The following is a 5,713-nucleotide window of genomic DNA, read 5'->3' on the forward strand; positions in this document are numbered from 1 at the left end:
AAAAAGAAAATTTACCAATAAACTTCATAAAACCCTTGATGAAGTAAGTGACTTTATTACACTTGAACTTAGCAACATCACAGAACAAAGCATAAAAAAAACATGTGGATTTGGGTATGTTTTTTCAAATATAAATTGGACTAATTAATATTTATAATTGGTATAATTTACCGGATCAATAAATCCCGGAATAAAAAAGGAACCCAACTGGATTCCTTTCTTATTTACATTTATTTGGAGCCTATTTCACCGACTCAACCACAGCTTTAAAAGCTTCAGGCTGGTTAAGTGCTAAGTCAGCTAAAACCTTGCGGTTCAGGTTCAGATTTTTTTTGTGAATTTTACCCATAAATTCGGAGTAACTCATGCCGTGTTCGCGAACACCTGCATTAATACGTTGTATCCATAATCCGCGCATGCTGCGTTTTTTCAGTTTACGGCCTTTGTAGGCATATTGTAAACCTTTTTCAAAAACGTGTTTGGCAACTGTAAGAATATTTTTGCGTGCGCCCCAATATCCTTTTGTTTGTTTTAGAAGTTTCTTTCTCCTGGCTCTCGAAGCCACATTGTTAACCGACCTTGGCATGATGTTTAGGTTTTTGGCGAGAAGCGCTCATTGTTTTACCAATGAATCTTAAAGCTCAGCACCGGGTTTATACTACTTATATAAAGAATAAAAAACCATTTCCTCATTTACCTTCTCCATTTGGAGAAGGTGTCACGCCATAGCGTGACGGATTAGGTGCTACGCTTTCCCCTTACCCAGGTTCAGCATAAATTTCACTCTTCCTACATCTGAAGGATGAACTTCAACGAAGCCGGCAAGTTTTTCTTTACGTTTCTTTGCTTTCTTGGTAAGAATGTGATTTTTGAAAGCTTGCTTTCTTTTTATCTTACCTGTTCCGGTTACAGAGAATCTTTTCTTTGCACTGGAGTTTGTTTTTACTTTTGGCATCTTGTGAGAATTAAAAATTACAAATTAAAATTGGCATCCTTTTTTACTGCTACTGCCTCCTGCCACTGCCGCTTATTTACTTCTTCTTCGGTGCAATAATCATCATCATCCGTTTTCCCTCTAACAAAGGAAGCTGTTCTGCTTTTCCGAACTCTTCCAATTCATTTGCAAAACGCAATAATAATAATTCACCCTGATCCTTATAAACAATTTCACGGCCCCTGAACATCACATAAGCCCTTACTTTTGAGCCCTCCTTTAAAAAGTTCATCGCGTGATTCTTTTTAAAAGTAAAATCGTGATCATCTATGTGGGGTCCAAATCGTATTTCTTTCACAACTACCTTCTGCGCTTTGGCCTTCATTTCTTTGGCCTTCTTCTTCTGCTCGTAAAGGAATTTTTTATAATCAATTACTTTACAAACAGGAGGAACTGCAGTTGGTGCAATTTCAACGAGGTCGACACCCGCATTTTTCGCTATTTCAATGGCTTCGGCGATCGGAAAAACTCCTCCTTCAATACCATCGCCAACAACACGTACTTCAGCAGCCGTAATACGTTCGTTAATTTTGTGCGCTGCTTCTTTTTTCACAAACCTGTTATTAGGTCTTGGAAAAAATGGTCTGGGTTTATTAAATACTATTGCTATAACTACCTCCGTTTTTAAGTTTATTATTTATCAGGCCGAAACCATTTTGGCTTCGCTCTCATTTTTTATAATATTTGCGAATTCGTCAATGGTGAAAATTCCTTTATCGCCTTCGCCATGTTTACGCACGGATACTTTTTTTTCCGCTTCTTCTTTTTCTCCAACGATCAACATGAAGGGGATTTTTTTCATTTCAGTATCCCGTATCTTCTTGCCAATCTTCTCGTTCCGTTCGTCAACAAGGCCGCGAATATCGGAATTATTTAGCAATTCTAAAACTTTTTTGGCGTAATCGTTGTATTTTTCGCTGATCGGGAGTACATATACCTGTTCGGGCGTAAGCCATAAAGGGAAGTTTCCGGCGCAATGCTCTATTAAAACAGCTATAAAACGCTCCAATGAGCCAAAAGGAGCTCTATGTATCATTACAGGCCTGTGTTTCATATTGTCGCTACCTGTGTATTCCAATTCAAAGCGTTCGGGCAGGTTATAATCAACCTGTATAGTTCCGAGCTGCCATTTGCGCCCAATAGCGTCTTTCACCATGAAATCGAGCTTTGGTCCATAAAAGGCGGCTTCTCCAAGCTCAATAACTGTTTTGAGTCCTTTTTCAGCAGCTGATTCAATGATGGCCTGTTCGGCTTTTTGCCAATTTTCATCACTGCCAATGTATTTGGCCTTGTTTTCAGGATCGCGTAATGATATTTGAGCTGTATAATCCTGAAAATCAAGTGACTTGAATACATATAAAACCAGGTCAATAACTTTGCAGAACTCTTCTTTCAGTTGGTCGGGCCGGCAAAATAAGTGCGCATCATCCTGCGTAAAGCCACGTACGCGCGTTAAGCCATGTAATTCACCATGCTGCTCATAACGGTAAACAGTACCAAATTCCGCAAAGCGCAGGGGCAGATCTTTATAAGATCGGGGAGAGGTTTTGTATATCTCGCAATGGTGCGGACAATTCATCGGCTTGAGGAAAAACTGTTCCCCTTCCTGCGGCGTATTTATGGGTTGAAAACTATCCTTCCCGTATTTTTCATAGTGGCCGGAGGTTATATACAATTGCTTATTACCAATGTGTGGGGTTGCTACCGGCAGATAGCCCGATTTAATCTGTTGTTTCTGTAAAAACTGGATGAGGCGTTCGCGTAATGCGGCACCTTTGGGCAACCATAAAGGCAAGCCCATTCCCACTTTTTCAGAAAAGGCGAAAAGCTCCAGTTCCTTGCCAAGTTTGCGGTGGTCACGTTTTTTAGCTTCTTCAAGCAGGGTCAGGTATTCTTTAAGATCTTTTTCTTTTGGAAAACTTATTCCGTAAATGCGGGTAAGCATTTTGTTTTTTTCATCGCCTTTCCAATAGGCACCGGCAATGGTCATGAGTTTTACAGCTTTTATAAAACCGGTGTTTGGCACGTGCGGGCCACGGCACAGGTCAGTGAAATTTCCCTGCTGGTATAAAGTAATGTTGCCATCCTCCAATCCTTCAAGTAGGTCGAGTTTGTATTCGTCATTTTTTTCTCTGAAGTATGCAATGGCATCTTTTTTAGAAATATCCTTCCTGACATAAGCGTTGTTTTGCCTTGCCAGCTCGATCATCTTGTCTTCAATTTTTTTGAAGTCGTCAGAGGAAATGGTTTTTCCGTCCAGGTCAATATCATAATAAAAACCATTTTCAACAGGTGGTCCCACCCAGAATTTAACGCCCGGATAAAGTGCTTCAAGCGCTTCGGCCATGAGGTGGGCAGAGGAATGCCATAAGGTTGATTTTCCGCCTTCGTCGTTCCAGGTCAGAAGAACAAGTTTGGCATCTGAATTTATTGGGCGTGCAGCATCCCGTATGTCACCGTTTATCTTTGCGGCTAAAACATTCCTGGCCAATCCTTCGCTGATGCTCTTTGCAATATCGAGCGCTGTGCTCCCTTTTGGGTATTGCCTGACGGATCCGTCGGGCAGGGTAATATTTATCATAGGTAACCGTTTTTCCTGCTTACAACGCAGGGTTAATATCGCACAAAGATAATGATTTATACGACGGCTATTAACTGTGCGAAAGCTATAGGGTGTTTTGTAATTGAAATCAAACCGGCTACTCTGCTGTTATAGCTATAACTGGTAACCAACGATCATCACAACGCAGCCGTGTTTTTGTTTCACTTTGGCAGTTGGTGGAATGGTGTATTCAATGAAATAGGTTCCGGTATGCGGAGGCTGAAAGACCCAGAAACAACCTGAGCTTTGCTTTGAGTCGTACACTTTTTTTCTGTTTCGTACTCTTACATCCTTGTCATATATATTTACCTGAACATGATCATCCTGATCACCAGTGCAGAATAATACTTTGTACCGGGAGGCCTTGTAGGTCATAAACTGAACATGTATTGTCTGGGGGACATCGCTGTAATCAAACTTGCTGATCTCGAAGCTGTCGTATAGAAATTCGCCGAGGTTTAACTTACAAATGCCTGTAAGTAATTTCGATTTGCATTGTGCGTTGCAAGGATAGGAAAGTAATATGAATGTGCAGAAAGTAAAAAACAGCCCTTTGGACTGTTTTATATTTACCGGTATTTTCTGTTTGCCTGCGAACGAAACAAGCATTGTGGATAGTTTATTATTCTTTGTAGCCTATCAACATTACCGCGCAGCCGGTTTTCTTTTTACCGGTGGCGGATTTCGGGATCTCATAATCAATAAAATAAGTACCGGCTTTTGTCGGTTCGAATGTCCAGCGTTTGTCAGAGCCATTAGCTGAGTCATATATCTTGTTGCGTTTTTTCGAGCGTAGATTTTTGTCGTAGATATTCAGCTTGAGATCTTCTTCAACACCTGAGGTGCAGAACACCAGTTTATATTGCTGGCCCGCGAAAGCAGTGAATTCAACTTCAATTACCTGCGGTTTGGCGGGATCTGCAGTTATTTCGTTTAAGGCATAACTGTCATATTGAAAAGGGGCAATGGCAGGCTTGCACTCTTTTACTACCTGCTTGGCTTTACATTGTGCCTTAGCAGGAGTTACTGCAGCAGTTATGAACAGAACTATGGCAATGATCAGGTTAATTTTTTTCATATCAATTCGAGTTGAAAATGTTTTTAATACCATATTAAGATCAGCTGTTTACAAATTTGTTACGCAACTCTGTTATTTTTTTGATCAGTTCTGTTGTTTCGTTTTCGGTGAGTTCTACGACCAACCCCGAATTGTCATCTTCAGGTAATGCTTTACTTTTTTTAACAGATTCAAAATTATTATAGGCATCAAGTAAAGTATTCATATCGGTAACCAGTGTGGCAATGCCGGGATCTTTGGACTGGTGTGTTTTCAAAACATTGACTATTTTGGAAAGAATGGTCATTTGCTCGGAGATCTTGTTGTTGAGTCTTTTGTCTTTTGATTTTTCGAAAACCCGGGATCCGATATACATTGCTTCAGTCCATGCACCGGCAAAAGCTATAGCGGAGATCTGCTGCTGCTCATTGTCTTCGAGGTAAGTATCAGTTGCCATCTGTAATTCGGCAATAATGTTCCGTAGAGAATCTTCGGCATTGATATTCTTTTCGAAACGTTTAACAAAGCCGCCTTCTTCAAATATGCTGGTCATGCCCAGTGAGCTTGCAAGCTGTGTAGAGGCCTTCATGTAGGTCAGTGCATCCTGGCTCTGTTTGTTCAGAACGCAATAAGCAAGGTCGGCACCATATATGCCCAGGTTAAGCGATTTGGAATAATTAGCGGTATATTTTGACGGGTCCTTTTGATTATTAGTGACGCCTTCCAGGTATTTTAACCCTGATTTTTTGAACAAAGAGGCGATCTGAAGGGGAGAAGGAAGATTATAAGAAACCTGTTCAACTTCTTCGCTGGTTTGAGATGCGGAGTCGGAAATAACAGCGTTCTCGGAGGGTGTATCTTTAGCGGTTTCGCTTCCACCGCAAGATATCATGAGTGCAGCTATTGAAACTACAAACGCAAATTTCAATGTGCCCGGAAAAATAATGTTTTTCATCTGTATATAATTTAGTTAAGCATTGATATTCAATTTTTTAAGAACAGGTTAAGAGCGTAAATTTTCATCTTCGTACTCCCACACACAATTGCTTGTATGTTTGGT

General features: G+C 40.5%; 7 protein-coding genes. All 7 read right to left on the minus strand.

The window, feature by feature from the left end; genetic code table 11:
- Positions 1-241: 241 nt before the first annotated feature.
- Positions 242-586, minus strand: coding sequence for a 50S ribosomal protein L20 (gene rplT, locus HYU69_03990; protein MBI2269501.1), 345 nt, complete (start codon positions 584-586; stop codon positions 242-244).
- 159 nt (positions 587-745) lie between these two features.
- Positions 746-955, minus strand: a complete 210-nt coding sequence (gene rpmI, locus HYU69_03995; GenBank protein ID MBI2269502.1) for a 50S ribosomal protein L35 — start codon at positions 953-955, stop codon at positions 746-748.
- Positions 956-1,031: 76 nt separating this feature from the next.
- Positions 1,032-1,547 carry a translation initiation factor IF-3 gene (locus tag HYU69_04000; GenBank protein ID MBI2269503.1) on the minus strand — a complete coding sequence of 172 codons (516 nt, stop codon included), beginning with the start codon at positions 1,545-1,547 and terminating at the stop codon, positions 1,032-1,034.
- 87 nt (positions 1,548-1,634) lie between these two features.
- Positions 1,635-3,575 carry a threonine--tRNA ligase gene (thrS, locus tag HYU69_04005; protein MBI2269504.1) on the minus strand — a complete coding sequence of 647 codons (1,941 nt, stop codon included), beginning with the start codon at positions 3,573-3,575 and terminating at the stop codon, positions 1,635-1,637.
- Between the two features lie 135 nt (positions 3,576-3,710).
- Positions 3,711-4,205 (minus strand): hypothetical protein, encoded by a 495-nt coding sequence (locus HYU69_04010; protein ID MBI2269505.1) that lies wholly within the window; start codon positions 4,203-4,205, stop codon positions 3,711-3,713.
- A gap of 13 nt (positions 4,206-4,218) precedes the next feature.
- Positions 4,219-4,674 (minus strand): PPC domain-containing protein, encoded by a 456-nt coding sequence (locus HYU69_04015; GenBank protein ID MBI2269506.1) that lies wholly within the window; start codon positions 4,672-4,674, stop codon positions 4,219-4,221.
- Between the two features lie 40 nt (positions 4,675-4,714).
- Complete coding sequence (locus tag HYU69_04020; GenBank protein MBI2269507.1) at positions 4,715-5,608, minus strand: hypothetical protein; 894 nt, start codon at positions 5,606-5,608, stop codon at positions 4,715-4,717.
- Between the last annotated feature and the right edge of the window lie 105 nt (positions 5,609-5,713).

It is taken from the genome of Bacteroidota bacterium (assembly GCA_016183775.1).
In the GTDB taxonomy this organism is placed as follows: domain Bacteria; phylum Bacteroidota; class Bacteroidia; order JABDFU01; family JABDFU01; genus JABDFU01.

What these genes read in the sequence shown, in the direction of transcription:
- rplT (MBI2269501.1), bottom strand. Translation starts at nt 586, where the DNA reads ATGCCAAGGTCGGTTAACAATGTGGCTTCGAGAGCCAGGAGAAAGAAA.
- rpmI (MBI2269502.1), bottom strand. Translation starts at nt 955, where the DNA reads ATGCCAAAAGTAAAAACAAACTCCAGTGCAAAGAAAAGATTCTCTGTA.
- thrS (MBI2269504.1), bottom strand. Translation starts at nt 3,575, where the DNA reads ATGATAAATATTACCCTGCCCGACGGATCCGTCAGGCAATACCCAAAA.
- HYU69_04010 (MBI2269505.1), bottom strand. Translation starts at nt 4,205, where the DNA reads ATGCTTGTTTCGTTCGCAGGCAAACAGAAAATACCGGTAAATATAAAA.
- HYU69_04015 (MBI2269506.1), bottom strand. Translation starts at nt 4,674, where the DNA reads ATGAAAAAAATTAACCTGATCATTGCCATAGTTCTGTTCATAACTGCT.
- HYU69_04020 (MBI2269507.1), bottom strand. Translation starts at nt 5,608, where the DNA reads ATGAAAAACATTATTTTTCCGGGCACATTGAAATTTGCGTTTGTAGTT.